This window comes from Streptomyces sp. NPDC037273, assembly GCF_055603625.1.
The window spans coordinates 162,776-187,839 of sequence record NZ_JBVJVO010000004.1; the positions used below are offsets into that span (position 1 = coordinate 162,776).

The 25,064-nt window shown below is 72.5% G+C and carries 24 protein-coding genes; 13 read left to right on the forward strand and 11 right to left on the reverse strand.

Features of this window, described 5'->3' with window-relative positions; genetic code table 11:
• Positions 1 to 177 precede the first annotated feature (177 nt).
• Positions 178 to 2,463: a M9 family metallopeptidase gene (locus ACZ7G1_RS12905; RefSeq protein WP_470871522.1), complete on the forward strand. Its 2,286-nt coding sequence runs from the start codon at positions 178 to 180 to the stop codon at positions 2,461 to 2,463.
• Between the two features lie 16 nt (positions 2,464 to 2,479).
• On the opposite strand, the gene ACZ7G1_RS12910 is transcribed toward ACZ7G1_RS12905, so the two are convergent.
• Positions 2,480 to 3,142: a deoxynucleoside kinase gene (locus ACZ7G1_RS12910; RefSeq protein WP_470871520.1), complete on the reverse strand. Its 663-nt coding sequence runs from the start codon at positions 3,140 to 3,142 to the stop codon at positions 2,480 to 2,482.
• Positions 3,143 to 3,402: 260 nt separating this feature from the next.
• On the opposite strand from ACZ7G1_RS12910, the gene ACZ7G1_RS12915 reads away from it, so the two are divergent.
• The gene (locus ACZ7G1_RS12915; RefSeq protein WP_470871519.1) at positions 3,403 to 3,891 is read left to right on the forward strand and encodes a phosphatase domain-containing protein; all 489 of its coding nucleotides are present in this window, start codon (positions 3,403 to 3,405) and stop codon (positions 3,889 to 3,891) included.
• An 8-nt stretch (positions 3,892 to 3,899) separates the two neighbouring features.
• On the opposite strand, the gene ACZ7G1_RS12920 is transcribed toward ACZ7G1_RS12915, so the two are convergent.
• A complete protein-coding gene (locus tag ACZ7G1_RS12920) occupies positions 3,900 to 4,115 on the reverse strand; it encodes a dodecin (protein ID WP_017240671.1) in 216 nt (71 codons plus the stop codon).
• Positions 4,116 to 4,398: 283 nt separating this feature from the next.
• Here ACZ7G1_RS12920 and ACZ7G1_RS12925 point away from each other — a divergent pair, with 283 nt between their 5' ends.
• From ACZ7G1_RS12925 to ACZ7G1_RS12935, 3 genes are all read left to right on the forward strand, one after another.
• Positions 4,399 to 5,649: an extracellular solute-binding protein gene (locus ACZ7G1_RS12925; RefSeq protein ID WP_470871517.1), complete on the forward strand. Its 1,251-nt coding sequence runs from the start codon at positions 4,399 to 4,401 to the stop codon at positions 5,647 to 5,649.
• Between the two features lie 137 nt (positions 5,650 to 5,786).
• Entirely contained in the window at positions 5,787 to 6,617 is an 831-nt protein-coding gene (locus ACZ7G1_RS12930; protein ID WP_470871516.1) for a GNAT family N-acetyltransferase, read from the forward strand.
• Positions 6,614 to 7,504, forward strand: a complete 891-nt coding sequence (locus ACZ7G1_RS12935) for a lysophospholipid acyltransferase family protein (protein ID WP_470871514.1) — start codon at positions 6,614 to 6,616, stop codon at positions 7,502 to 7,504. Before ACZ7G1_RS12930 ends, ACZ7G1_RS12935 begins: the two co-directional genes overlap by 4 nt.
• Here ACZ7G1_RS12935 and egtD read toward each other — a convergent pair.
• The 4 genes from egtD to egtA are packed head-to-tail and all read right to left on the reverse strand — an operon-like array spanning position 7,399 to position 11,694.
• Positions 7,399 to 8,364 (reverse strand): L-histidine N(alpha)-methyltransferase, encoded by a 966-nt coding sequence (gene egtD / locus ACZ7G1_RS12940; RefSeq protein WP_470871513.1) that lies wholly within the window; start codon positions 8,362 to 8,364, stop codon positions 7,399 to 7,401. The genes ACZ7G1_RS12935 and egtD overlap by 106 nt on opposite strands.
• Complete coding sequence (gene egtC, locus ACZ7G1_RS12945) at positions 8,361 to 9,113, reverse strand: ergothioneine biosynthesis protein EgtC (RefSeq protein WP_470871512.1); 753 nt, start codon at positions 9,111 to 9,113, stop codon at positions 8,361 to 8,363. Before egtC ends, egtD begins: the two co-directional genes overlap by 4 nt.
• Positions 9,113 to 10,438, reverse strand: a complete 1,326-nt coding sequence (egtB, locus tag ACZ7G1_RS12950) for an ergothioneine biosynthesis protein EgtB (protein WP_470871511.1) — start codon at positions 10,436 to 10,438, stop codon at positions 9,113 to 9,115. Before egtB ends, egtC begins: the two co-directional genes overlap by 1 nt.
• Positions 10,435 to 11,694: an ergothioneine biosynthesis glutamate--cysteine ligase EgtA gene (egtA, locus tag ACZ7G1_RS12955; protein WP_470871510.1), complete on the reverse strand. Its 1,260-nt coding sequence runs from the start codon at positions 11,692 to 11,694 to the stop codon at positions 10,435 to 10,437. Before egtA ends, egtB begins: the two co-directional genes overlap by 4 nt.
• A gap of 159 nt (positions 11,695 to 11,853) precedes the next feature.
• On the opposite strand from egtA, the gene ACZ7G1_RS12960 reads away from it, so the two are divergent.
• Positions 11,854 to 12,684, forward strand: coding sequence for a TIGR02452 family protein (locus tag ACZ7G1_RS12960; protein ID WP_470871509.1), 831 nt, complete (start codon positions 11,854 to 11,856; stop codon positions 12,682 to 12,684).
• Between the two features lie 92 nt (positions 12,685 to 12,776).
• The gene (locus ACZ7G1_RS12965) at positions 12,777 to 12,947 is read left to right on the forward strand and encodes a hypothetical protein (RefSeq protein ID WP_470871508.1); all 171 of its coding nucleotides are present in this window, start codon (positions 12,777 to 12,779) and stop codon (positions 12,945 to 12,947) included.
• Positions 12,948 to 13,101: 154 nt separating this feature from the next.
• Here ACZ7G1_RS12965 and ACZ7G1_RS12970 read toward each other — a convergent pair whose 3' ends face one another.
• From ACZ7G1_RS12970 to ACZ7G1_RS12980, 3 genes are all read right to left on the reverse strand, one after another.
• The gene (locus ACZ7G1_RS12970) at positions 13,102 to 14,511 is read right to left on the reverse strand and encodes a flotillin family protein (RefSeq protein WP_470871987.1); all 1,410 of its coding nucleotides are present in this window, start codon (positions 14,509 to 14,511) and stop codon (positions 13,102 to 13,104) included.
• Positions 14,512 to 14,595: 84 nt separating this feature from the next.
• Entirely contained in the window at positions 14,596 to 14,826 is a 231-nt protein-coding gene (locus ACZ7G1_RS12975; RefSeq protein ID WP_470871507.1) for a hypothetical protein, read from the reverse strand.
• Between the two features lie 74 nt (positions 14,827 to 14,900).
• Positions 14,901 to 16,178 (reverse strand): MFS transporter, encoded by a 1,278-nt coding sequence (locus ACZ7G1_RS12980; RefSeq protein WP_470871505.1) that lies wholly within the window; start codon positions 16,176 to 16,178, stop codon positions 14,901 to 14,903.
• A 155-nt stretch (positions 16,179 to 16,333) separates the two neighbouring features.
• Here ACZ7G1_RS12980 and ACZ7G1_RS12985 point away from each other — a divergent pair, with 155 nt between their 5' ends.
• The 3 genes from ACZ7G1_RS12985 to ACZ7G1_RS12995 all read left to right on the forward strand — a co-directional run bounded on the left by ACZ7G1_RS12985 (position 16,334) and on the right by ACZ7G1_RS12995 (position 19,083).
• Positions 16,334 to 17,368 carry a LacI family DNA-binding transcriptional regulator gene (locus ACZ7G1_RS12985; RefSeq protein WP_470871503.1) on the forward strand — a complete coding sequence of 345 codons (1,035 nt, stop codon included), beginning with the start codon at positions 16,334 to 16,336 and terminating at the stop codon, positions 17,366 to 17,368.
• A gap of 70 nt (positions 17,369 to 17,438) precedes the next feature.
• Positions 17,439 to 17,708: a hypothetical protein gene (locus ACZ7G1_RS12990; protein ID WP_470871501.1), complete on the forward strand. Its 270-nt coding sequence runs from the start codon at positions 17,439 to 17,441 to the stop codon at positions 17,706 to 17,708.
• Between the two features lie 187 nt (positions 17,709 to 17,895).
• Complete coding sequence (locus ACZ7G1_RS12995; protein WP_470871499.1) at positions 17,896 to 19,083, forward strand: thiolase family protein; 1,188 nt, start codon at positions 17,896 to 17,898, stop codon at positions 19,081 to 19,083.
• An 82-nt stretch (positions 19,084 to 19,165) separates the two neighbouring features.
• On the opposite strand, the gene trxA is transcribed toward ACZ7G1_RS12995, so the two are convergent.
• The gene (gene trxA, locus ACZ7G1_RS13000) at positions 19,166 to 19,531 is read right to left on the reverse strand and encodes a thioredoxin (RefSeq protein WP_470871498.1); all 366 of its coding nucleotides are present in this window, start codon (positions 19,529 to 19,531) and stop codon (positions 19,166 to 19,168) included.
• A 115-nt stretch (positions 19,532 to 19,646) separates the two neighbouring features.
• Between trxA and ACZ7G1_RS13005 the strand changes: the two genes are divergently transcribed.
• The gene (locus tag ACZ7G1_RS13005) at positions 19,647 to 21,098 is read left to right on the forward strand and encodes a dihydrolipoyl dehydrogenase family protein (RefSeq protein ID WP_470871496.1); all 1,452 of its coding nucleotides are present in this window, start codon (positions 19,647 to 19,649) and stop codon (positions 21,096 to 21,098) included.
• Here ACZ7G1_RS13005 and ACZ7G1_RS13010 read toward each other — a convergent pair.
• The gene (locus ACZ7G1_RS13010; RefSeq protein ID WP_470871495.1) at positions 21,086 to 21,766 is read right to left on the reverse strand and encodes a TetR/AcrR family transcriptional regulator; all 681 of its coding nucleotides are present in this window, start codon (positions 21,764 to 21,766) and stop codon (positions 21,086 to 21,088) included. The two genes, ACZ7G1_RS13005 and ACZ7G1_RS13010, sit on opposite strands and share 13 nt — an antisense overlap.
• 160 nt (positions 21,767 to 21,926) lie before the next feature.
• Here ACZ7G1_RS13010 and ACZ7G1_RS13015 point away from each other — a divergent pair, with 160 nt between their 5' ends.
• Positions 21,927 to 23,333, forward strand: a complete 1,407-nt coding sequence (locus ACZ7G1_RS13015) for a purine-cytosine permease family protein (RefSeq protein ID WP_470871494.1) — start codon at positions 21,927 to 21,929, stop codon at positions 23,331 to 23,333.
• A 68-nt stretch (positions 23,334 to 23,401) separates the two neighbouring features.
• Positions 23,402 to 25,063: an amidohydrolase gene (locus tag ACZ7G1_RS13020; protein ID WP_470871493.1), complete on the forward strand. Its 1,662-nt coding sequence runs from the start codon at positions 23,402 to 23,404 to the stop codon at positions 25,061 to 25,063.
• Position 25,064 lies beyond the last annotated feature (1 nt).

Below are 25,064 nucleotides of genomic sequence, written 5' to 3' on the forward strand. Positions count from 1 at the left end.
TTTGGATGCGTCGGGCGAAGAATCCGTCCCGGGGGCTTCCAGAACAATGCGACATGTGAAATTTTACACGTCACGTAGCAGCTGCCCGTGCTTCCCCGCACGTGGCCCCAACGGCCCCGGAGGCCCCCACAGATGCATCCCTTCCGGATATCGAAGACCGGCGCGCGGAGACTTCCCGTGCTCGGCGCCGCCGTCTTCCTCACGCTCGGACTCCTCGCGCCGCAGAGCCAGGCCGCCGCCGTCGGCGCCGAGGCTCCGGGCGGGGCGAACGCGGGCGGGACCGCGGCCCAGGCGCCGCGGGCGATCCCGGTCCCCAAGTCGCCGCACGCCATCGCCAAGAACCCCCGCTTCCGGCTCTCCTCGCAGGACGGCACCGAGGAGTCGGGCCCGGCGGCGGCGCCCGCCGCGGCCTCCGCCAAGGCGAGCAAGTCGGCCTCGGCCGCCGCGGCGGACGCCTGCGGTGACCTCTCCGGCGTCATCAACGCCACCGGAAGCGCGCTGGTGCAGCAGCTGAAGGCCCTGCCTCAGATCCCCTGCACCTACCCGCTGTTCAACCTCACCGGCGAGAACGCGCGGAAGGCCTTCCGCGAGGACCAGATGGTGACGGTCGCCAACGCGCTGCGCGCCGACTCCGCCACGTACCCCGGCGGCAACAGCGCCTCCACGGGCCAGCTGGTGATGTTCCTGCGCGCCGGCTACTACGTGCAGGACAACAACGCGGCCGCCGTCGGCGACTACGGCACCGCCCTCGCCGGCGCGGCCCGCGGCGCGCTCGACGCCTTCTTCGCCGCCCCGCGCGCCAAGGACGTCACCGACGCCAACGGCGAGATCCTCAACGAGGTCGTCACGCTGATCGACAGCACCCACGAGGCCGGCCGGTACGCCGGTGTCGTGAAGTGGCTGCTCGGCAGCTACAACGGCACCTGGCCCGGGCAGATGAACCTCGCCGTGCAGCACGTCGAGTGGGTCGTCGAGAACGGCTTCAAGGCCCAGAACGACGGCCGCGGCTGGCGCGCCGCCCTCAAGGCCGACCCCGCCATCCTCGACACCTGGGCCGGCTTCGTCACCCGGAACGGCTCCCAGCTCAACCGCCTGGACGTGGTCAGCAACGTCGGCCGCTACCTCGGCTACGCCCTCGACGTCCCGGAGCTCAAGGACCGCGTCCGGCCGCTCCTGAAGGACCTGATCAACCGCTACCCGAACGTCGGCCCCACGGCCCCGCTCACCATGAACCTGGGCTGGTACACCCGCCAGTACGACCGGGGCAACTGCGCGGCCTACGCCATCTGCGACCTCGGCGAGCGCGTCCTTCCCCAGGTCCTGCCGACCCAGCACACCTGCAACGCCGGCCTGAGGATCCGCGCCCAGGACATGTCGCCCGAGCAGCTGGCGAGCACCTGTACCAGCCTGGTCAACCAGGACGCGTACTTCCACCGGATCATCGGCGACCAGGGCGCGATCCCCGGTGACGTGAACACGAACCTGGAGGTCGTCGCCTTCGACGACTACACCCAGTACGCGCTCTACGCCTGGGCCATCTACAACATCGACGTCGACAACGGCGGCATGTACGAGGAGGGCGACCCGTCCGTCCCCGGCAACCAGGCCCGCTTCATCGCCCACGAGGCCAGCTGGCTGCGCCCGGCGTTCGAGATCTGGAACCTCAACCACGAGTACACCCACTACCTCGACGGCCGCTACAACATGTACGGCGACTTCGAGGCCGGCATCGTCACGCCGACCATCTGGTGGGTGGAGGGCATCGCCGAGAACATCTCGTACGGCTACCGGGGCGAGCGCAACGGCGACGCGATCGCCGAGGCCGCCAAGAAGACGTACAGGCTCAGCGACCTGTTCGACACCGTCTACGGCCAGGACGCGGACCCCGAGGTCAACTCGAACCGGGTCTACCGCTGGGGCTGGCTCGCGGTCCGCTACATGCTCCAGAAGCACCCCGCGGACGTCCAGGGCGTGCTCGGCAAGTACCGCACCGGTGACTGGAACGGCGCCCGCACACTCCTGAAGCAGACCATCGGCACCCGCTACGACGCGGACTTCGCGAGCTGGCTCTCGACCGACTGCGCCACGAACGACTGCGGCACGCTGCCGGACGCCTCGGCCGCCGCCGCCCCGCTCTGCACCCTGAGCGACCCCCGGCAGTTCGACCAGAACTGCCGCAGGGACGGCCTTGCCGCCACCGCCGGCAACTACAGCTACCACTTCGTGTACCTGCCGGCCGGCGTCAAGAAGCTGACCATCACCAGCAGCGGCGGGACCGGAAACGCCGACCTGTACTACGGCGGCGGCAGCTGGGCCACCACCGCCTCCTACCAGGCGAAGTCCGCCAACGCCGGGAACGGCGAGACGCTGACGATCGACAACCCGCCGGCCGGCTGGGTCTACTTCAGCCTCGCCGCCGCGCGGGACTTCAGCGGCGTGAGCCTCTCCACGCTCGCGAAGTAGCCAACCGGACCCGAGGTCAGCCCTGGCGGCGCGCCGCCGCCAGGGCGTCCTTGACCTCCTGCGCCACGCGGGCCGCGTCGGCGGGGATGTTCACCACGTCGGTGTTGTTCATGTCCACGACGAGGACCTCGCTGGCCGAGTAGTGCTTGTGCACCCAGTCGTCGTAGCCGGACCACAGCGTCCGGTAGTACTCGACGAGGCCCTCGTCCTGCTCGAAGTCGCGCCCCCGCAGACCGATGCGGTGCAGCACCGTCTCGAAGTCCGCCTTGAGGTAGACCATGAGGTCGGGGGCCTTGCGGTACGGCAGGCCGTCGATCTCGCGCATCATCTCGCCGAGCAGCCCCTCGTACACCTGCATCTCGAGGGAGCTGATGCGGCCGAGGTCGTGGTTGACCTTGGCGAAGTACCAGTCCTCGTAGATGGAGCGGTCGAGGACGTTGTCGCCCTGCTTGTAGGCCTCCTTGATCGCGGCGAAGCGCGTCTGGAGGAAGTACAGCTGGAGGAGGAAGGGGTAGCGCTTGGCCTCGATCTCCTCGGGGCTCGCCGAGTAGAACAGCGGGAGGATCGGGTTGTCGTCCACGCTCTCGTAGAAGACGTCGCTGCCCAGCTCCTTGGCGAGCAGCTCGGCCACACTCGTCTTGCCGATTCCGATCATGCCTCCGACGCAGATCACCGGCATACCTCACTTCTCCCTGGGGGTCTTCTGTTCGTGGGCGGGTGAGCTGGGCTTGCCGCACGATGAGACGTACGCCGGTGGTCTGGCGATTCCCGGGAAGTTCGTGATCGACGTGGGCCGGCCGTTCCGCAGCTGCCGCGCTCAGCGGCAGGCCGCAGCCCGCGGCCGCCTTGCATCTTAGATGACTATTTCGCCCCACGGGTGGCCGGTGCGCCGCGCGGAATCCACGGGTGTCCCCGCCCCGCGGCTCCTACGCTGGGCCCGTGACACCGGACAACAGGCCGCTGGCCGTCTTCGACCTCGACAACACCCTGGCCGCCACCGCGCACCGCCAGCACTTCCTGGAGCGCAAGCCCAAGGACTGGGAGGCCTTCTTCGCGGCCGCGCCGGACGACCCGCCGCTCGACGAGGGCGTGGCGCTGTGCCGCGAGGCGGCGGGGGAGTGCGAGGTGGTGTACCTGACCGGGCGGCCGGAGCGCTGCCGGCGGGCGACCCAGGACTGGCTCGCGGAGCAGGGACTGCCGGCGGGAAAGATCCACATGCGGCGCAACCGCGACTTCCGGCCGGCCCGGGTGACGAAGGTCGAGATCCTGCGCCGGCTCGCCGCCGACCGCACGGTCAGGATGCTGGTCGACGACGACATGGCGGTGTGCGACGCGGCCGAGGAGGCCGGCTTCGCGGTGGTACGCGCCCGGTGGGCGGAGCCCTCCGAGGCGCTGCGGGAGGCCCAGGAGAAGGAGGGCCGCACCTGACGGGTCGGTCAGCCCTCGTCCTCCAGGCGGAAGCCGACCTTCAGCCCGACCTGGTAGTGCTCGATCGCGCCGTCGACGATGTGGCCGCGTACCTGCGTGACCTCGAACCAGTCGAGGCCCCGCAGCGTCTGCGAGGCGCGCTTGATGCCGTTGCGGATGGCCGCGTCGACGCCCTCGGTGGAGGTGCCGACGATCTCGGTGACGCGGTAGGTGTGATTCGACATGGGGGCCGAACTCCTCTCGGTACGTTCCCTCCACGGTGCCCCAGGGCGGGTCGGCGCGCGACACGACGGCGGCCGCTCGGCGTCAGCCGGAAGCTACCGAAGGTAACGGCTCGGCCTGCCCGACCTCGGGTCGGATCGGGATGGTCAAGGACTTGACCATCCCGATGGTCCAGACCAGAATCCAGGCCACATACCCGCGCGAACACCCCGTTCGGTCCCCCCATGTCGGGTCAGCTCCCCATGCCGCACGCCCCTGTGTGCTGAACCGCAGAAGGTGACCCACGTGAAGAACCGCCACCTCGCCTGCCCCCTGGCAGTCGCCACCGCGCTCGCCCTCGCCGGCTGCGGGATGCTGCCGGGCGGCGGCGGCCAGACCAAGACCGTCAACATCTGGCTCATGCGGGACAGCGTCAGCGAGGACTTCCTGAAGCGCTTCACCGAGGCGTACGAGGACGAGCACGACAACGTCGAGCTCAACGTCACCATCCAGGACTGGACCGGCATCGGGAAGAAGGTCACCGAGGCCATCAAGGGCCCCGGCGGCCCCGACGTCATCGAGGTCGGCAACACCCAGGTCGCCCAGTACGCCGACACCGAGAAGCTCTTCGACCTCACCCTGGAGTCCGTGCGCGACCTCGGCAGCGAGGACTGGGTCCCCGGCCTCGCCGAGCCCGGCAGCATCGGCGGCTCCCAGTACGGCATCCCCTGGTACGCGGCCAACCGCATCGTCATCTACAACAAGGACCTCTTCCAGGACGCCGGCATCGACAAGCCCCCGGCCACCCGCGCCGAATGGCTCACCGACACCGAGAAGCTCAACAGCGACGGCAACCAGGGCATCTACCTCGCGGGCCAGGACTGGTACACCCTCGCCGGCTTCATCTGGGACGAGGGCGGCGAGCTCGCCGTCGACAAGGGCGGCGAGTGGACCGGCGCGCTGGAATCCCCGGCCGCCCGCCGCGGCATGGCCTACTACAAGGCCCTCCAGGCCCTCGGCGACGGACCCAAGAACGCCGACGAGCAGAACCCGCCGCAGGCCGACGTCTTCGCCAAGGGCGACGTGGCCCAGCTCATCGCCACCCCCAGCGCCGTCGCCGCCATCCTCAAGGCCAACCCGGACCTCAAGGACAAGCTCGGCTACTTCCCGATACCCGGCGCCAAGGCCGGCCAGCCCTGCGCCGTCTTCACCGGCGGCTCCGACCTCATCATCCCGGAGAACGCGCCCGAGCGGACCGCCGCCATCGACGTCGTCAAGGCGCTCGCCGGCGAGAAGTGGCAGTCCGAACTCGCCCGCACCATGGGATACGTGCCCAACAAGAAGAGCCTCGCCTCCGTCGTCGCCAACCAGGAGGCCACCGCCGTCATGGCCAGGGGCGCCGCGCGCGGCCGCGCCACCCCCAACTCCCCGCAGTGGGCCAGCGTCGAGGCCGACAACCCCATCAAGCCGTACATGACGGCCGTCCTCACCGGCGAGGACCCGGTGAAGGCCGCCAAGGACGCCTCGGCCGCCATCACGGACACACTCGCCGAATAGCATTCAGCCTTCGCACACCGGCGATCCCCCGGACGGTCAACTCGAATCCAGCCGGTCACGGAAGAAGTAAGGGGCCGGGCCACCGCGCAAGCGGCCCGGCCCGCCCCTTCCCCTTCCGTCCGCCGGAGGAGCCCGCCATGACCGCACCGACGCACACGCTCGCCGCCCCCGCGTCCGCCGTTCCCACGCTCGCCGTCCCCGCCCAGCCCGGCGCCGAGGCCGGCCGGCAGGAGGACACCCCCCGGTACCTCGTCGGACTCGCCCGCCACCAGGACGACGTACGGGCCGCCCAGCGCCTCCGCCACCTGGTCTTCGCCGGCGAGATGGGCGCCCGCGTCGACGGGCCCGAGCCCGGCCTCGACACCGACGCCTTCGACGCCTACTGCGACCACCTCCTCGTACGCGAGGAGAACACCGGCGACATCGTCGGCACCTACCGGATCCTGCCGCCCGAGCGGGCCGCCGTCGCAGGCCGCCTCTACTCCGAGACCGAGTTCGACCTCACCCGGCTCGCCCCCATCCGCCACGACCTCGTCGAGGTCGGCCGCTCCTGCGTCCACCCCGCCCACCGCAACGGCGCCGTCATCGCCCTCATCTGGGCCGGACTCGCCCGCTACATGACCACCACCGGCCACAACTGGCTCGCCGGCTGCTGCTCCCTGCCCCTCGCCGACGGCGGCAGCCTCGCCGCCGCCACCTGGGACACCGTCAAGGCCAAGCACCTCGCCCCCGAGGAGTACTGGGTCACCCCGCACAAGCTGTGGAACCCCGAAGGCATCACCCGCCCCGAAGGCCGCACCGAACTCCCGCCCCTGCTGCGCGGCTACCTCAGGCTCGGCGCCCGGGTCTGCGGCGCCCCCGCGCACGACCCCGACTTCGGCGTCGCCGACCTCTACGTCCTGCTCTCGCTGCGCCGCACCAACCCGCGCTACCTCAACCACTTCCTGTCGCTCGCCCCGGCCCGGTGAACGGACCCGCCGCACCCTCGCCGTGGCTCCCCACGGCACCCTGCGTCCCGGGCCGCTGCACCGCCCACCCGCACGCCGGCGGTGACCACCCCACCGCCGGCACCGCCCGCGCCGTCCTGCGCCTCGCCGCCGGCACCGGCACCGTCCTCCTCGGCATCCTGCTCGCCCCCGCCACCGCGCCGCTCCCGCCCGCGACCCGGCTCGCCCTCGTACGGACCTGGCTGCGGGCCGTGGTCCGCGCCTTCGGCGTCCGCGTACGGTACGAGGGCCGGGTCCCGGCCACCGGACCGCTCCTGGTCGTGGCCAACCACGTCTCGTGGCTCGACATCCCGCTGATCGCGGCCGTGCTGCCCGGCCGCATGGTCGCCAAGGCGGAGGTACGCCGCTGGCCCGTCCTCGGCGTGCTGGCCGCGCTCGGCGGCACCCTCTTCCTCGACCGGGACGGACTACGGGCCCTGCCCGGCACGGTCCGCGAGATGGCCGGGGTGCTCGCCGGCGGCGGCCGGGTCGTCGTCTTCCCCGAGGGGTCGACCTGGTGCGGCCGGGCGGGCGGCCGCTTCCGGCCCGCCGCGTTCCAGGCGGCGCTCGACAGCGGGGCCGACGTCCAGCCCGTACGGCTCGACTACCGGCCCACCGACGCCGCCGCGTACGTCGGGGACGACCCGCTCGGCGCCTCACTGTGGCGGGTGGTCACCACCCGCCGACTCACCGCCGAGGTCCGGCTGCCGGAACGCATACCCGCCGCCCGGCACCCGGACCGCGGATCCCTCGCGGCCGCCGCTCAGCGCGCCGTCGCCAGCGACAGCGCGAACCTGCCCTCGCCGTCCGTCCACCAGCGATCGAGATCGAGGTCCGCCTCGGCGAGCTCCGCCCGGACGCCGGCCTGACGGAACTTCGCCGACACCTCCGTCCGCATCTCCTCGCCCGCCGCGAACGGCACCACGAGATCCAGCTCCGGGATCTTCACGGTCAGCGCGCGGCGGGCCCGCAGCCGCATCTCGATCCACTCCCGTTCCGCGTCCCACACCGCCACATGGTCGAAGGCGTCCGGATCGGCGTCCGCGCCCAGCTCCCGGTCGATCACGGACAGCACGTTCTTGTTGAACGCGGCCGTCACCCCGGCCGCGTCGTCATAAGCGGCCACCAGCGTCGCCTCTTCCTTCACCAGGTCCGTGCCCAGGAGCAGCGCGTCACCCGGCGACAGCATCGCCCGCACCGAACGCAGGAACGTCCGCCGCTCGGCCGGCAGCAGGTTCCCGATCGTCCCGCCGAGGAACGCCACCAGACGCGGCCCCGGTGTCCCCGGCAGCCCGAGGCCCCGGGTGAAGTCCGCGACCAGCGCGTGCACCCGGAGCCCGGGACGCTCGGCAAGCAGCGACTCGGCCGCCCCGGTCAGCGCAGACTCGCTGACGTCCACCGGGACGTAACTGTCGAGCCCCGGAAGCAGCGCGTCGATCAGGAACCGGGTCTTCTCGGACGAGCCCGAGCCCAGCTCCACCAGGGTCCTGGCCCCGGTGGCGGCGGCGATCTCCGGCGCGCGCTCCACCAGGATCTCCCGCTCCGCCCGCGTCGGGTAGTACTCGGGCAGCCGGGTGATCTCCTCGAACAGCTCGCTGCCCCGGGCGTCGTAGAACCACTTCGGCGGCAGCTCCTTGGGGGAGCGGGTCAGACCGTGCAGGACATCGGCGCGCAGATCGGCGCCCGCGGCATCGGGGGCGAGGGTGCGGGTCAACTGGAACGGGCTCACGCGGACGGCTCCTTGAGCGGGGTGAGGGTGACTTCGGCGCGGGTCGCGGTCACGAGCGTGTGCCCGGGCACCTCGCTCCAACGCGGATCGTCGTCGTACGGTTCGGAGGCCACGACCACCCGGTCGGGACCCTTCAGATACCAGAGGCTGTCCCCCCACGTCGTCCCCGCGATCACGGCACCGTCGGTCAGCAGCAGGTTCAGCCGGGACCCGGGCGCCGCCGCGGCGGCCTCCCGCACGGTGTCGGCCAGCGCCTGCCCCGGCGCGTCCCCGGCCCGCAGCCGGTGCAGCACCAGCGCCCACAGCAGCGCCGAGTCCGTACGCGCCTCCAGGGCGAGCAGCTCCTCGGCCGGCAGCGTCCGGGCCGCGTCGGCCAGCGAACCGGGCCAGCCCGCGACCGCCCCGTTGTGGCTGAACAGCCAGGGCCCGCCGGCGAACGGCGCCGCCGCGGCCTCCCCGTCCGCGCCCGGCAGCGTCGCACTCCGCACCGCGGCGAGCACCGCCCCCGACCGCACCACCCGCGCGAGATCCGCGAACGACGGATCGCCCCAGATCGGCCCGGTCCGCCGGTAGCGCGCCGGCACCGGATCGCCCTCCGCGTACCAGCCCACCCCGAAACCGTCGGCGTTCACCACCCCACTCGCCTGCGTCCGAGGCTCCCAGGACTGCCGCACCAGCGAGTGACCCGGCCGGACGAGCAGCTCGCCGAGCGCCACCGGCTCGCCGAGGAACGCGATATGACGGCACATCAGTCGAGCTCCGCGCCGCGCGCCGTACGGAAGCCCGAGAAGATCTGCCGCCGGACCGGCAGGTCCCAGTTGCGGAACGTCCCCCGGCAGGCGACCGGATCCACCGCGAACGACCCGCCCCTCAGCACCTTGTGCTCCGGCCCGAAGAACACCTCCGAGTACTCCTTGTACGGGAAGGGCGTGAACCCCGGATACGGCAGGAAGTCACTCGCCGTCCACTCCCACACGTCACCGATCAACTGCCGTACGCCGAGCGGCGACGCACCCTCCGGATAGCTGCCCACGGGCGCGGGCCGCAGATGCCGCTGCCCGAGATTCGCGTGCTCAGGACCCGGATCGGCGTCACCCCACGGATAGCGCCGCGACCGCCCCGACACCGGGTCGAACCGTGCCGCCTTCTCCCACTCGGCCTCCGTCGGCAACCGCCGCCCCGCCCAGCGCGCGTACGCGTCCGCCTCGTACCAGCTCACGTGCAGCACCGGCTCGTCCTCCGGCACCACCTCCGTCACCCCGAACCGCCGGCGCAGCCACTGCCCGCCCTCCTGACGCCAGAACAACGGCGCCGCGATGGAGTGCTCCCGTATCTGCGCCCAGCCCTCGGGACGCCACCACCGGCGCTCCGTGTAGCCGCCGTCGGCGATGAACGCCAGATAGGCGCCGTTCGACACCGGCGTCGTGTCCACGTAGAACGCGGGCACCACCCGGGGATGCGCGGGCCGCTCGTTGTCCAGGGCCCACGGCTCGTCCGACGTCCCCATCGTGAACGGCCCGCCGGGCACCAGGACTTCCGGCGGCAGCGGACCCGACGCCGTGACCGGCGGCGGGGGAGCGGCCAGGGCCGCGGGACCCCTCCGCAGCTGATGGGTGATCAACATCGTCTCGTCGTGCTGCTGTTCGTGCTGCGCGATCATCCCGAAGGCGAAGCCCGCGTCCACCAGCGGCCGGCCTTCCAGCGGCGTGCTCTCCAGCACGTCGAGCACCCGCACCCGCACGTCCGCCGCATAGGCGCGAGCCTCGCGCGGAGCGAGCAGCGGCAACGACGGACGCGTGGCCCGCGGATGCTGGAACGCGTCGTACAGCGAGTCGATCTCGGGCCGCAGCGCCTCCCGCCCCGCCACGGCCCGCCACAACCACTGCTCCTCCTGATTGCCGATGTGCGCCAGATCCCACACCAGAGGCGACATCAACGGCGAGTGCTGCGCGGTCAGTTCACCGTCCTCCACGCAGGACGTGAGCAAGGCCGTCCGCGCCCGCGCGACCGTCAGCGCGTCGAGAGCACGGGTCCGCAGGGCTTCCGGATCGTTCTCGTCCTGGATCCCGCTCATGAGGTCACCGCCTGGAGTTCGTCGGCCGGGCAGATCCCGGGGATCACATACCGTTCCTGGAAGGCGGCGACCGCACGCCGTACCGCCTCGCTCGCACCGACCCGGGGCAGCGCGTCGAGCGCGACCGCGAACACCGTCCGGGCGGCCGCGTGCAGACCGGGATCGGAGAGACCGTCGCGGGCCGCCGCGTGCCAGAGCGGATTGCGCGGAGCCGGACCCGGACCGGCCCGCTCCTCAAGCGGTTCGAGCGCCCGGAACACGGTCTCCGCCGCCGCGGGGTCGTCGAACACCGCCGTGGTCACGGCCACCGGCACCATCCAGCCGTCGGGTCCCTGCTGCGCGTCCACCATCCGCAGCTCCAGGTGACCGCGCGGCCGGACCGGCGGGAACATCGTCGTCGCGTGATACCGCAGGTCGTCCGCGTCGGCCGGACGCGGCGAGCCCGTCCGTATCCACTCCCGGAACGTCAGCCCCTCCGGCACCGCCCACGGACCCTCGTCGGCCCGCACGCACAGCACCGGCGTATCGAGCACGTGCGCCGCCCACTCGGCGCGCGGCTCGCCGTCCGGCGACGGCGCCAGCGCCCGCCGCGGGTCGAGCTCCGCCCACAGCGCCTGCCGCGTCGAACGCCAGCCGGTCCGTCGACCGCCGTGCACGGCCGAGTTCGCGAACGCCGCCACGAGCACCGCGCCCAGCAGATGCGCCAGCCGCCAGCGCCGCTCGTACCCGAGCGGCCCCGGCTCCTCGATCCCCGCGTCCACACAGATCTGCACCGACGCCGAATCGCACATCATCGCCCGCCCCGCCGAACCGTTCCGGCCCAGCGCGGTCTCCATCGCGTCGTAACGCGGCTCGTGCAGCACCCTCTCGCGCGGCGCGTGCCACGGATCCACCCCGTACCCGCTCAGCGTCAGCCCCAGCGGGCCCAGCGCACCCCGCACCGCCCGCAGATCCGCGGCGAGCGAGTCGAGGCACTCCATGAGGGAACCGGCCGGGCGCGAGCTCAGCTCCAGCTGCCCCCCGGGTTCGAACGTCAACAGCGACACCAGCGGCAACGACCGCACGGTGTCCACCGCCGCGGCCAGCCTCGGCGGCCGTACGGGTGTCCGCGGATCCCGCAGATCATGCACCAGCCACTCCAGTTCCGCGCCGACCGTGCGCGGCGGGCCGGTCTTGAAACAGATGCCCCGCAGCAGGTCCTCCGCCTCTCCCTCACCGAGAGCCGGCCCGCCGCGCGGTATCCCGCTCGACGCCATCCCTCCACCTCCTCCTCGCGCGGCCCCTCACTCCTTCCACCTAAAGCCACCCCTACCCCCCACGCAAGACCACCCCTCCCGCCCCCGACCGAAACCCGTCCTCCGACGGCCCCGAAATTCCGTTGCCCCCGCCGGGGCGAAACGATCACCCTGGTCACCATGAGTGCCCGACTGCGCGCCATCGCGCGGCAAACCGAGGACATCGTCTCCGCCGCCCGGTACCGAGCGCCGGACGGCCGCACCGTCTCCCTCGCCGAGGACCTGTCCGCCGCCCTGTCCGGAACACGCCTGTACGGCCCCGACCCCCTGCCCGTCACCCCGGACACGGACCGCACCGCCACCGTCGACGTGACGGCCGAGAGCAGCCTCGCGGCGGCCCGCAGGATGACCGGAGCCGACGCCTCCCGCCCGGTGGCCGTCCTGAACTTCGCCTCGGCGCGGAACCCCGGCGGCGGGTACCTCAACGGGGCCCAGGCACAGGAGGAGGCCCTCTGCAGGGCCTCCGCCCTGCACGCCACCCTGCTCCGGGCGCCCGCCTATTACGCCCACCACCGCGCGGAGCGTGACGCCTTCTACACCGACCGCGTCATTCACTCGCCCGGCGTGCCGGTGTTCCGCGACGACCGCGGGGACCTGCTCGCGGAACCGTTCAAGGCCGGGTTCCTCACCTCGCCGGCGCCGAACGCGGGGGTGGTGCGCCGCACGACGCCCGCGCTCGCGCACCGGCTGCCCGAGGTGCTGGCAGCACGGGCCGAAAGGGTCCTGGAGACGGCGGCCACGGCGGGGTACCGGCGGCTCGTGCTGGGGGCGTGGGGGTGTGGCGTGTTCATGAACGAGCCGGCGGAGGTGGCGGGGGCGTTCAAGGCACTGCTGACGGGCGACGGGCGGTTCGCCGGGCATTTCGAGGAGATCGTCTTCGCGGTGCTGGACCGTTCGGCCGGCAGGAGGACGCTCGCGGCCTTCGAGCGGGTGCTGGAGCGCGCGGCCTGACGGGAAACCGGCTGAAATGCGGCTTTCGGGGCATCGTGCCAGGCTGGGGGGACACGGACCACAGTCCGAGACCCGTCACGGGAGGCACGATCGTGGGCAAGAAACAGACCCGGACGAACCGGGGAGCCCGTACCGGCGGTCATGAGCACCGCACCGACGCGGCCGCGAAGGAGAAGGCGGCGCCGACACCCGCGAGAGAGCCTTCGATGCCGCTCGTGGAGCACGCGTCGCACCGGAAGGAACGGAAGTTCGGCCACAACTGAGGCCGGGAGGCCGGGGAGAACGGAGCCGGTCGGCGGACCGGCTGCCCGTCACGGGGTGAGTGAGCGGGGCAGGGGAGCCGACGGGGGTACGAGGACGGGGCCCGGCGCCATGATGGCGCCGGGCCCCGTCGTGTCACCCCCTGGGGCGAGCGGACTACGCGGTGTCGCCGCCGTCGCCGACGGTGATCTCCACGCTCTGCGCGGGGACGTTCGTGGGGCCGAGCCGTTCCTGGGCGGCCGGGTTCATGGTGGCGAGGAGCTGGCGGGCGAGGCCGAGGCCGGTGCCGCCCATGGTGAGGGCCTTGGCGAAGACGTCGGCCATGCCGTCGGCGCCGTTGAGCAGGACCATCTGGTCGACGTTGCCGAAGGCGGAGGCGCCGGCGGAGACGATCTCCGGCCACTTCTCCGCGAGTTGCTGGGCGACGACGGCCTCCTGGTTCTCGGCGAGGGCCGCCGCGCGGGCCTTGATCGACTCGGCCTCGGCCAGACCCTTGGCGCGGGTGGCCTCGGCGACGGCGAGGCCCTTGGCGTGCTGGGCGGCGGCTTCCGCCTCACCGGTGAGCCGGGTCGCCGTGGCCTGGGCGGCGCTGGCGAGCTCGGTCTCCTTGGCCTCGGCTTCGGCGGCGGAGATCCGGGCGTCGCGTTCGGCGGCGGCGAGGGTCCGGGTCTCGTAGGCCATGGCGTCGGCCGGCTTGCGGACCTCGGCCTGGAGCTGCTGTTCCTTGCGGTGACCCTCCAGCTCGGCGACCCGGGTCTCCTGGACGACGACCTCCTGGCGGGAGGCGGCTTCGGCCAGGGGGCCGGCCTGGCGGGCGCGGGCGGAGGCCTGGTCCCGCTCGGCCTGGTAGCCGGCCTGGAGGATCTCGCTGTCACGGGTGGCCTCGGACATGCGGGCCGCGGCCTGCTGTTCGGCCTCGGTGGCCCGCCGGTTGGCCTCGGCCTGGGCGATCCGCGCGTCGCGCTGGACGGCGGCGGCGTGCGGCGCCGCGAGGTTCTTGATGTAGCCGGTGGGGTCCTCGATCTCGTGGATCTGGAGGGAGTCGACGATCAGGCCGAGCTTCTCCATCTCGGTGCCACAGGCCGAGCGGGCCTGCCCGGTGAGCTTCTCGCGGTCGCGGATCATGTCCTCCACGGTCAACCCGCCGACGATGGCGCGGAGATGACCGGCGAAGACGATGTGCACCCGCTCGGACATGAGCTTCTGCTGGTCGAGGAAGCGGCGCGCGGCGTTGGCGATCGAGACGAAGTCGTCACCGACCTTGAAGATGACGACGCCGCGGACCTTGAGCGGAATGCCCTGGTGGGTGACGCACTCGACGGACAGCTGGGTCTCGTTGAGGTCGAGGGACAGCTTGCGGACCGCCTGGACGCCGGGCAGGACGAGGGTGCCGCGACCGGTGACGATGCGGAACCCCATGCCCGCGCCGAGACCCTCGTTCTTGTGGTTGGAACCGGAGATGATCAGCGCCTCGTTGGGTTCCGCGACGCGCCACATCATCTTGAACACGGTGATGAGAACGACGAAGGCGCCGACGACGACGCCTGCCAGAATGCCGATGCCCATGGGCATGGTTCCCCCTTCACCGGGGCCGAGCGGACCCGGTGAAGGGAGTGTGCGCCCGTGACGGGCGCGCACTCAACGCTTTGGTCAACTGTCGTACGCGGCTGTGACATAGACGGTGCGTGGAGGGAGATGTTCCATGACCATCACGACCGTCCCGATCTCGATCCGTTCCTTCGGCGTCGCCGGATGGGCGAGGAAGTGCTCGGCGCCGCCCCGGATCCGGACGATCACCTCACCGACGAGACCGGGGCCGACGGTGCCGGTCACCCGCCCGAGCAGTCCCACCATCGAGGAGTCCATCGACGTTTCGTCCATGACTGAACGGTACGTCAGAACCCGTACTCCGGCGCGTACATGGAACCCTCCGAGCAGCCGGCCCCTGGCCCGGCTCAGCGGACGCTGCGGATGGGGCGCACGGCGAGCGCACCGAGCACCGACAGGACGGCCGCGATGAGGAAGAGGGCCGTGTACCCGCCGCTGAGCGAGACGACGAGCGAGGCCACGAAGGGGGCGACGATCTGCGGTCCCGCGTTGGCGACGTTCAGGACGCCCATGTCGCGGGCCGCGTCCTCGGCCTTGGGGAGCACCATCGTCACCAGGGCGGTGTCGACCGCCATGTAGCAGCCGAAGCCGAGGCCGTTGACGACGGAGAAGGCGAGCATCGCGGTCCAGCTGGCGGAGAGGGCCGGGATGAGCAGGGCGACGGCGGCGAGGGCGGCGGAGGCGCCCACGAAGAGCTTGCGCCGGTCGTAGCGGTCCGAGAGCCAGCCGCCGAGCACGGTGGAGACCACCATGGCGACCGAGTTGAGCGGCATGAGGATCGCGACGGCCTCCTCGGGGGTGAGCCCGGCCGGCAGATCCGTGTGGTCCTTGAGGATGTACAGCTGGAATCCGGCCACCGCGAAGTAGCCGAGGACCAGGAGGGCACGCCCGATGAACGCCCAGCGGAAGTCGTGGTCCTTGAGCGCGCTGCCGAAGGCCGCGATCTGCTCCTTGACCGGCAGCGCGGCCTTGGGAGGCATCCGCTCCTCGCGGGCGCAGGTGGTGAAGACGACGGCGGTGGCCGCGACGATCGCGCCGAAGACCAGGTAGCCGGTGCGGTAGTTCTCGGAGAAGGCCGCGCCGACGAGGGCGCCGATCGTCGAGCCGATGGGCAGGCCGAGGCCGACGGCCGCCGAGGCCTTGCCGCGCGAGGCGAGGGGCACCCGGTCGGGCACCACGGAGGTGATGGCCGCCTGGTAGATGTTCATGACGGCCTGCCCCAGGCACCAGGCGATGGTGACCAGCAGGATCGTGTGGACGCTGCCGAGCAGCAGCATCACCGGCAGGGCCAGCAGGCCGCCGGCCAGGATCCACGGGTTGCGCCGTCCCGAGCGGTCGGACAGCGCGCCCGCGACCGGGTTGAACACGGTCGCGAAGATCGCGGATATGCCGGAGACGAGACCGAAGTTCGCCACCTTGCCCGCCGGGTCGATGTCCTCGATCTGGAGCGCGAGGAGCATGCCGGGGACGCCGATGTACAGGGCGTACATCGCGGTGTTCCCGGCGAGGAGCAGGGGCAGCAGGCCGCGCGTCGGGCGGGGGCCGGCGGCGGGGGAACCCGCTGTGCCGGTGTCGGGTCCGGGGGTCGCGGTGCCGGAGCCGGTGCCGGGGGAGGAAAGGGCCACGGTGCCCTCCTGGGGAGATCGCCCGATGAGGGGGCGAGGAGCGGATTGAACGGTTCGTTTACACGTGTCAGTGACACGGGTAAGCACTGTGTAGCATTCAATTCCGGCCATCCGCCAGACCCTGTGCCGGATTGTTCTGGAAAGATGCCGAAGCGATGAGCCAGTCAACCGATCAGTCCCCCGAACGCCCCTCCGGGCGCGCGGTCCCGACCAGCGCCGACGTCGCCCGCCTCGCGGGCGTCTCCCGGGCCACCGTGTCGTACGTCCTGAACAACACCTCGGCCGTACGCATCAGCGAACCCACCCGCCGACGGGTACGGGAAGCGGCCGAGGAACTGGGCTACGTCCCGCACGCCGCCGCCCGCAGCCTGCGCGCCGGCCACAGCCGGATGGTGCTCCTGCCGACCGCCCACGTCCCGGTCGGACCGCTCTACAGCCAGTTCTTCAACGACTTCCAGTGGGCCCTGCGGCGCCTGGACTACACGGTCGTCCAGTACGGCAGCGTCGGCCTCGAACCCGAGGAGGCCGCCCGCGCCTGGGCCGAGCTCCGGCCGGTCGCGGTGGTCTCCCTCGGCGAGGCCGAGCTCACCGCCCAGGGCGTCGAGATCCTCAAGCGCTCCGGCGCCCGCGCCGTGATCACCCTCGGCACCCAGCGCGTCGAGGGCACCCACGCCCTCGTCATGGAGCAGGGCCGGGTCGGCGAGGTCGCCACCGCCCACCTCGTGGAGACCGGCCGCCGCCGCATCGGCGTCGTCATCCCCGAGGAACCCGGCCTCGGCATGTTCTCCGGCCCCCGCCTCGAAGGCGCCCGCCGCGCGGCCGAGGGCACCGGCGCCACCGTCGTGCCCCTCCCGCTCCGCTACGACGAGGACTCCGCCCGCGCCCTCGCCGCCCGCTGGCGCGACGAAGGGCTCGACGCCGTCTTCGGCTACAACGACGAGTACGCGATGCTGCTCATGCGCGCGCTCCAGGACGAGGGGATCTCCGTCCCCGGGGACACCGCCGTCATCGGTGCCGACGACCTCCTCCTCGGCCGCCTCCTCCGGCCCCGCCTCAGCACCGTCCGCATCGACATGGTCCTCGGCCGCGAACTCGCCGAACTCGTCGACCGGGCCGTCCGCGAACCCGGCCTTCCCCCCGCCCCGCGCTCCCTCCTCGACTCCCGCGTCGTACGCCGCGAGTCGAGCTGACACGCCGGCGCCGGGCTCGCGCCGGGGCTCCCGCCCGGCGGGAGTCCCGGCGAGCGCTTAGCGTCGGTGCATGAGCACTGTTCCGCAGCGTTTCGAGATCCTGCTGGTGGCCGAGCACGTGGAGGACAGGGGCGACGCCTCGGTGGCGGACAGCGCCGTCCGCTCGGCCGTCGTCGAGGCCACCGGCCGGCACGGCGAGTCGGGCTACCCGATCTACGAGGGGCACGGCATCAGAGCCGACATCGACCCCGAGACCCGCACGGTCGAAGCGCTCCTCGTCGACGGCCGCGAGCTCGACTACGGCCTGACGGCACTGGCCCGCCCCGTCGGCCGGGCCTGACCCGCGACCCCACCCGCGCCCGCCGACCACCACCGCCCGCTGACGTAGGGCCCCTACTCCCCGCTCGTCCGGAATCGGCCCGTTGACAGGGCGGGCCGGCGGACGCAGACTCTGCGCGCGTCATTCGCCGAAGATTTTTTCACCAGGCGAACAAGACAGGTCACGAAGGTCACGTGGGAGAGAACCGATGAGCATCCGCGACGTCTACATCGTCGACGCCGTCCGCACCCCGATCGGGAAGTTCGGAGGCGCCCTCGCCGGGGTGCGACCCGACGACCTCGCCGCGCACGTGGTGAAGGCCCTGGTCGACCGCTCGCCCGCGCTGGACCCGGCGCGCGTCGACGACGTGTACTTCGGTGACGCGAACGGCGCGGGCGAGGACAACCGCGACGTGGCGCGGATGGCCGTCCTGCTCGCCGGGCTGCCCGTCTCGGTGCCGGGCGTCACCGTGAACCGGCTCTGCGGCTCCGGCCTTGAGGCCGTGATCCAGGCGGCCCGCGCCATCGCGCTCGGCGACGCCTCCGTGGCCATCGCGGGCGGTGTCGAGTCGATGTCCCGCGCGCCCTGGGTCCTGCAGAAGCCGGAGCGGGCGTTCCCGGCCGGTCACCAGCAGCTGCACTCGACGACGCTCGGCTGGCGGATGACCAACCCGAGGATGCCGGCCGAGTGGACGGTCTCGCTCGGCGAGGGAGCGGAGCTGGTGGCGGACCGGCACGGTCTGGCCCGCGAGCGGCAGGACGCGTTCGCCCTCGCGAGCCACCGCAAGGCCGCCGAGGCCTGGGCGAAGGGGCTGTACGACGACGAGGTCGTCCCGTACCCGGGCGTCGAGCTGACCCGCGACGAGTGCATCCGCGACGCCACCTCGATGGAGGCCCTCGCCAAGCTGAAGCCCGCCTTCCGGACCGAGGGCGGCACGGTCACCCCGGGCAACTCCTCGCCGCTCAACGACGGCGCCGCCGCCCTGCTCCTGGTCGACGAGGACGGGCTGCGCGAGACGGGCCGCGAGCCGCTCGCCCGCATCCGTACCTCCGCCGTCACCGGCATCGAGCCCCAGCTCTTCGGCCTCGGCCCGGTCGAGGCGGTCCGGCGGGCCCTGGAGAAGTCCGGGCGTTCCTTCGCCGACCTGCGGACCTTCGAGCTGAACGAGGCCTTCGCGGCCCAGGCGCTCGGCTGCCTCGCCGAATGGCCTGAACTCGACCCCGAGATCGTGAACCCCCGTGGCGGCGCCATCGCCCTCGGCCACCCCCTCGGCGCCTCCGGCGCCCGCCTCGCCGGCTCCGTGGCCCACCAGCTCGCCGCCGCCGGCTCCGGCACCGGCCTCGCCGCCCTCTGCATCGGCGTCGGCCAAGGCCTCGCCCTGGTCCTGGAGCGCTGACCACCCGCGGCCGGCGCGCACCCACGGACACGACGAGAGGGGGGTACGGGAATGGCTCCCGTACCCCCCTCCTCGCCACGCGTCACTTCTGCTGCGCCGCCTCCACGGACTTGCGCACCTCGTCCATGTCCAGCTTGCGCGCCTGGTCGATGACGTCCTCCAGGGCGGCTTCGGGGAGCGCGCCCGGCTGCGCGAAGATGGCCACGTTGTCACGGACGATCATCAGCGTCGGGATCGAGCGGATCTCGAACGCGGCGGCCAGCTCCTGCTGGGCCTCGGTGTCGACCTTCGCGAAGACCAGGTCCTCGTGGCGCTCCGACGCCCGCTCGAAGACGGGACCGAACTGACGGCAGGGACCGCACCACGAAGCCCAGAAGTCGATGAGGACGAACTCGTTCCCGCTCACGATCTCGTCGAAGTTGTCCTTGGTGAGCTCTACGGTGCTCATGCTGCCTACCTTTCGGGGTCTCCTGGCGGTGTCCTCACGGTCCCCTGGGGACTCGCCCCGCACAACGGCGTATCGAGCCGCGCTATTCCGCACCGCTGCCAGCAGACTGGGAGCCATGACACGAACGGTGGATGCGGTGGAAGCCGAGCACGCGTACGACGTGGTGGTGCTCGGCGCGGGGCCGGTCGGCGAGAACGTGGTCGACCGGGTGCGGGCGGCGGGGCTGAGCGCGGCGATCGTCGAGAGCGAGCTGCTGGGCGGGGAGTGTTCGTACTGGGCGTGCATGCCGAGCAAGGCGCTGCTGCGTCCGGCGCTCGCGCGGTCCGACGCCCGCAAGGTGGCGGGGCTCAGGGAGTCGGTCTACGGGCCGCTGGACGCGATGGAGGTCTTCGCCCACCGGGACGACGTGGTCGGTCACTGGAAGGACGACGGCCAGGTGGACTGGCTGGACTCGATCGGCGTGCGCGTCTTCCGGGGCCACGGGCGGTTCGTCGGGCCACGCCGACTGGAGGTGGCCGGACCCGAGGGCGAGCGCCATGTGCTGACGGCCCGGCACGCCGTCGCCGTCTGCACCGGAACCCGCGCGCTGCTCCCGGAGCTGCCCGGACTCCCCGCGGCGCACCCGTGGACGAGCCGTGAGGCGACCAGCTCCGACCGGGTGCCCGAGCGCCTCGTCGTGGTCGGCGGGGGAGTGGTCGGGGTCGAGATGGCCACCGCCTGGCAGGCCCTCGGCGCCAAGGTCACCCTGCTCGTACGGGGCGGGGGGCTGCTGCCGCGCATGGAGCCGTTCGTCGGCGAGCACGTCGCCGCCGCCCTCACCACGCGCGGCGCCGACATCCGTACCGGCGCCGTCGCCACCGCGGTGGTACGCGACGGGGGCGAGGGGCCGGTCACGGTGGTCCTGGAGGGCGGCGACCACGTCGAGGGGGACGAGGTGCTGTTCGCGACGGGCCGGGCGCCGCGCACCGACGACATCGGTCTGGAGACGGTCGGTCTGACCCCCGGCTCCTGGTTCGACGTCGACGACAGCCTCCGGGTCACCGGCAGCGACTGGCTGTACGCCGTCGGGGACGTCAACCGCCGGGCGCTCCTGACGCATCAGGGCAAGTACCAGGCCCGTATCGCCGGTGCCGCCATCGCCGCCCGCGTGCAGGGCGAACCGTCCCTGGACACCGGCCGCTGGGGCGCGCACTCCGCCACGGCCGACCACGCGGCCGTCCCCCAGGTCGTGTTCAGCGACCCGGAAGCGGCGGCCGTCGGACTCAGCCTCGCCGAGGCCGAGCGCGCGGGACACCGCGTCCGGGCGGTCGACGTCGACATGCGGCAGGTCGCCGGGGCCGGCCTGTACGCCCAGGGGTACCGGGGTCACGCCCGGATCGTCGTCGACCTCGACCGGGAGGTCCTCCTCGGCGCGTCCTTCGTCGGACCCGGCATCGGCGAGCTCCTCCACTCGGCGACGATCGCCGTCACCGGGGAGGTCCCCATCTCCCGCCTCTGGCACGCCGTACCGTCCTACCCGACGCTGAGCGAGGCCTGGCTGCGCCTCCTGGAGGCCTACCGGGGCTGAGCCGCCGGAGCCGCCGGAGTGGCTGGAGGTCCCGGAGCCGCCGGGGCCGTCGGAGCTACCGGGGCCGGCGGCGTGATCAGCAGCCGGGCCGCCGAGCGGGCCACCTCCAGGGCGGGGCGCGGGTCGCGCCGCGATTCCTGGCCCAGGACGACGCGGGTGCTCAACCCGTCGAGGAGGGCGAGGAGTTCGGAGGCGCGGGCCGGGGCGTCCAGGGGGGCGAAGCGGCCGCGTGCGACGCCGGCGGTGAGGAGGGCCTCCAGGTCCTCCTGCCAGCCCCGGTCCAGTTCTTCCTGGGCGTCGCGGAGCGCGGTGTTGCCGGGGGTGCGGGCCCAGAGCTCGATCCAGAGGGTCCAGCGGGGGTCGCGGGTGCCGCGCGGCAGGTAGAGTCGGAGGAAGAGGTCGAGTTTGCGCTCGGCGGTGACGCGGCGGGCGAGGAGCGCGCGCCGCTCGTCGGCGAGCGCGGCCTCGCTCCACCGGAGGGCGGCGAGGAGCAGCAAGTCCTTGCTGCCGAAGTAGTACAGAATGTGGCCGCCGCTCGTGCCGAGTCGTTCGGCGAGCGCGGACATGGTGAGCGAGGCGAGGCCGTCCTCGGCGATCGCCGCCATGGCCTCTTCGAGCATCCGCTCCTGGGTGACGTGTCCGTCCCGTCGTCGTGCCGCCCCTGCCACCGCAGCCGTCCCCGTCCTGCCGTTCCGATTCCCTGCGCGGCCGTCGTCCGCCGGATCGACCTTAACCGCAACCTCCGGGGGTCTTGACGGGGGCGGGACCCCTCACGCATCTTGAATGCCGTTCTAAGACTTAGAACGGCATTCAAGACAGGAGCGCGGTGTGCCCGTACACGAGACGGAGCCCGTCACCACGGGCCGGACGGCGGCCGACGAGGTCTTCCAGGTCGAGGAGCACGGCATCGACCCGATCCCCGACGCCGAGCGGCACGGCGGCGCCAAGGACGTCTTCTGGCTCTGGTTCGGCTCGAACCTCACCTTCACGTACGTCATCAACGGCGCCCTCGCCGTCGCCTTCGGACTCTCCTTCTGGCAGGCCACCGCCGTCGTCGTGATCGGCGGCCTCTCCTTCCTCGCCATCGGCGCGGCCGGGCTCAGCGGCGTCCGCACCGGCACCGCCACCCTCGTCATCTCCCGCGCCGCCTTCGGCATCCGGGGCAACTGGCCCGCCGGGCTGCTCAACTGGATCGTCAGCATCGGCTACACCATCGTGAACACGGTGGTGGGCACCCTCGCCCTCGAAGCCTTCTTCGCCGACCTCGGCTGGCACGGCGGCCACGCCCCCCGCGCCCTCGCCCTCGCCGTCACCCTCGCGCTGACCTTCGCCGTCGCCCTCTGGGGCCACGCCACCGTCCAGTTCGCCGAGCGCTGGATGGCGTACGTCCTCGCGGTCGGCTTCGCCGCCCTCCTCGTACTCGTCCTGCCCGGCGCCGACACCTCCGCCCCGTCCGCCGCGCCCGGCGCCTCCGGCTGGAGCCTCGCCTTCGTCGTCATGCTCGCGGGCCCGTTCTCGTACCTCCCGATGCCCGCCGACTACACCCGCTACCTGCCCCGCACCACCTCCCTCAAGGCCGTCACCTGGAGCGGAGCCCTGGGCGGCTTCCTCTCCTCCGTCGCCCTCGGCGTCGCCGGCGTGGCCGCCGCGACCCAGGCGGACATGACCGACGCCGTCGCGGGCACCGAGAGCCTCCTCCCGGGCTGGTTCCAGCCCCTCTTCCTGGCCCTGGTCCTCGGCGGCTCCGTCACCAACTCGATCATCACGCTCTACTCGTCGAGCCTGAACCTCCAGGTCCTCGGCATCCCCTGGAGCCGCGCCCGCGCCATCGTCATCAGCGCCGCCGTCACCGCCGTCGGCTCCCTCGGCGCCCTCTTCCTCACCGACTTCACCACCTCCCTCCTGTCCTTCCTCTCCCTCCTGATCATCGTCTTCGCCCCCTGGGGCGGTGTCTTCCTCGCCGACATGGTGCTCCGCCGCTGCACATACGACTCCGCCGGCCTGCACGCCGGACCCGGCGGCGCCTACTGGTACCGCTCCGGCTGGCACCCGGCCGGCCTCACCGCCCTCCTCGCCGGACTCCTCTTCTCCGCCCTCGCCTGCGACTCCGAACTCTGGACCGGCCCCCTCGTCGCCCCCCTCGGCGGCGCCGACCTCACCCTCCTCGGCGCGGCCGTCTCCGCCCTGGTGTACGTGCTCCTCGCCCGCGGGCGCGTCACACCGGTCCGCCCCTGAAGGCCCCCTCTCGCAGCCCCGGACCCGGCCCCGCCGCAACCCGTACGTACGCCATGGAGCAACCCCGCATGCACAGCACCACTCCCACCCCCGCCCCCGCCGACCTCGTCCTCACCGGCGCCCGCATCCACACCGTCGACCCGGCGCTCCCCGAAGCCCAGGCGCTCGCCGTCCGTGACGGCCGGATCGTGTGGATCGGCGACGACGCGGGGGCGGGAGCCTGGACAGGACCGGACACGGAGCTCCTCGACGCCCGAGGACGGCTCGTCCTGCCCGGGTTCATCGACGCCCACAACCACGTGCGCCTCGGCTCCGACGACGCCTGCGTCCAACTCGCCGGCGCCCGCAGCCTCGACGTGATCCACGAGCGCATCCGGACCTGGCACGCGGCCCACCCCGACGCCGAGTGGATCGAGGCCGAGGCCTTCGACTACTCCGCCGTCCCCGACGGGCGCATGCCCACCGCGGCCGACCTCGACCCGGCCACCGGCGACACACCGGCGCTCGTGCTCAGCTACGACGTGCACACCGCCTGGCTGAACACGGCCGCCCTGCGCCGCCTCGGTGTCGACCGCGACCACACCGACCTGCCCTTCGGGCGCGCCGTCACTGACCCGGAGACCGGCGAACCCACGGGATTCGTCAAGGACTTCGCGGTCAAGGGACTCTCCCGCGACGGCCACCGCGCCCTGCGCGAACTCGGCCTTCCGTGGGCGTCCACGGACCGCCAGTACGGCCGGCTCGCCAAGAGCCTCGACGACGCCATCGGCTACGGCATCACCACCGTCGTCGAACCCCAGAACTCCCTCGACGACCTCGCCCTCTTCCAGCGCGCCCGCGCCGAGGGAAGGCTCCGCTCCCGGATCGTCGCCGCGCTCTTCCACCCGCGCGGCACGACCGACCGCGACCTGGACGAATTCGAGGCGGCCGCCCAGGAGTTCGCCGACGACCGGCTGCGGGTCGGTCCGCTCAAGCTGTACATCGACGACGTCGTGGAACCCCGCACGGCCGCGCTCCTCGAGCCGTACGCGGGCTGCCACCACCACCGAGGCGACACCTTCTACCCGCCCGAGGAGTTCGCAGAGCTCCTCACCCGCCTCGACGCGCGCGGCTTCCAGTGCTTCGTCCACGCCACCGGCGACCGCGGCATCCGCACCGTCCTCGACGCCGTCGAGCGGGCCCGCGCCGCCAACGGGCCGCGCGACGCACGCCACCAGGTCGTCCACGTCGAATGCCTCGACCCGGCCGACACCCCGCGCTTCGCCGAACTCGGCGTCGTCGCCTGCATGCAGCCCCGGCACGCCGCCCCCGACATCGCGGGCCCCGGCCAGGACTGGGCCGAGAACATCGGCCCCGACCGCTGGCACAAGGCCTGGCCCCTGCGCAGCCTCCACGCCGCCGGCGCCGTCCTCGCCCTCTCCAGCGACTGGAACGTCGCCGAGATGGACCCGATGATCGGCATCCACGCCGCCGTCACCCGCCGCCCTCCCGGCGGCGGCGAGGCCTGGACCTCCGGCGAGACCATCGACGTCGCCACCGCCGTGGAGGGCTACACGATGGGCTCCGCGTACGCCAACTTCCTCGACCACGAACGCGGTTCCCTCACCGTCGGCAAGCTCGCCGACTTCGTCGTCCTCTCCCGCGACATCCTCCGCATCGCCCCCGACGACATCCCGGGCACCGTCGCCGAGACCGTCGTCGTGGCCGGCGAGGTGGTCGCCGGCGGCTGAG